Source organism: Burkholderia stagnalis (genome assembly GCF_902830275.1).
In the GTDB taxonomy this organism is placed as follows: Bacteria; Pseudomonadota; Gammaproteobacteria; order Burkholderiales; family Burkholderiaceae; genus Burkholderia; species Burkholderia stagnalis.
Window position 1 is genome coordinate 1 of the sequence record NZ_CADESW010000057.1, and the last position, 1727, is coordinate 1727.

Sequence of the window (1727 nt, forward strand, 5' to 3'; positions counted from 1 at the left end):
GCGCAGTTGCCGGGCTTCGAGGATGCGGGTTTCGACACCGCGCAGGCCGTGCTCGACGAATCCGCGAAATTCTGCGGCGAGGTGCTGGCGCCGCTGAACGTCGAAGGCGATCGCAACCCGAGCAGCCTGAAGGACGGCGTCGTGACCGCGACGCCGGGCTTCAAGGAAGCGTTCCGCCAGTTCGTCGAAGGCGGCTGGCAAGGGCTGCAGCATCCGGCCGAATACGACGGCCAGGGCCTGCCGAAGCTGATCGCGACGCCGTGCATCGAGATGCTGAACGCGTCGAACCTGTCGTTCGCGCTGTGTCCGTTGTTGACCGTCGGCGCGATCGAGGCGCTGCTGACCGCGGGCACCGAAGAGCAGAAGCAGCGCTACGTGCCGAAGCTGATCTCCGGCGAGTGGACCGGCACGATGAACCTGACCGAGCCGCAGGCGGGCTCCGACCTCGCGCTGGTGCGCTCGCGCGCCGAGCCGCAGGGCGACGGGTCGTTCAAGGTGTTCGGCACCAAGATCTTCATCACGTGGGGCGAGCACGACATGGCGGACAACATCGTCCACCTGGTGCTGGCGCGCACGCCGAACGCGCCGGAAGGCGTGAAGGGCATTTCGCTGTTCATCGTGCCGAAGTTCCTGGTGAACGAGGACGGCTCGCTGGGCGCGCGCAACGACGTGCATTGCGTGTCGATCGAGCACAAGCTCGGCATCAAGGCGAGCCCGACCGCGGTGCTGCAGTACGGCGACCACGGCGGCGCGATCGGCTATCTGGTCGGCGAGGAGAATCGCGGGCTCGAGTACATGTTCATCATGATGAACGCGGCACGCTTCGGGGTCGGGATGCAGGGGATCGGCGTGGCCGACCGCGCATACCGGAAGGCGGCGGAATTCGCGAAGGAGCGCGTGCAGAGCCGGCCGGTCGATGGCTCGGCCAAGGAATCGGTGACGATCATCCACCACCCGGACGTGCGCCGGATGCTGGGCACGATGCGCGCGCTGACCGAAGGCGCGCGGGCGCTGTCGTACGTGGCGGCGGCGCACAGCGACGTTGCCCACCGCCATTCGGACGAGGCGACGCGTGCGCGTCACCAGGCAATCTACGAGTATCTGGTGCCGGTGGTGAAGGGCTGGAGCACGGAGATGGTGAACGACGTGGCGAGCCTGGGCGTGCAGGTGCACGGGGGGATGGGCTTCATCGAGGAAACGGGCGCGGCGCAGTACTACCGCGATGCGCGGATCCTGGCGATCTACGAAGGCACGACGGCGATCCAGGCGAACGACCTGGTGGGCCGCAAGACGGTGCGCGACGGCGGCGCGGTGGCGAAGGCGCTGATCGGCGAGATCGGTCAGACGGCTGAAGCGCTGGGCAAGCTCGACAGCGCGGCGGCGGCATCGACGAAGGCGCAGCTGGAGAAGGGCGCGCGGGCGCTGTCGGCGGTGGTCGATTACGTGGTGGCGAACACGAAGCGCGACCCGAACGCGGTGTTCGCGGGCAGCGTGCCGTACCTGAAGCTGGCGGGCGTGGTGCTGTGCGGGTGGCAGATGGGCCGCGCGCTGGTGGCGGCGCACGCGAACCGCGCGAGCGACCCGGCGTTCTACGACGCGAAGATCGCGATCGCGCAGCACTATGCGGAACACGTGCTGGTGCAGGCGGAAGGGCTCGAAGCGTCGATCGTCGGCGCGAAGGGCGGCGACGGCGTGCTCGCGCTGACGGAAGACCAGTTCTGATCGGG

Annotated in this window: 1 protein-coding gene; it reads left to right on the forward strand. The window is 68.4% G+C overall.

The genetic code is table 11. The annotated features are described in order from the left end of the window. Positions 1-1722: acyl-CoA dehydrogenase family protein (locus tag HWY45_RS36145; RefSeq protein WP_059882766.1), on the forward strand; the 1722-nt coding region annotated here is incomplete at its 5' end. Positions 1723-1727 lie beyond the last annotated feature (5 nt).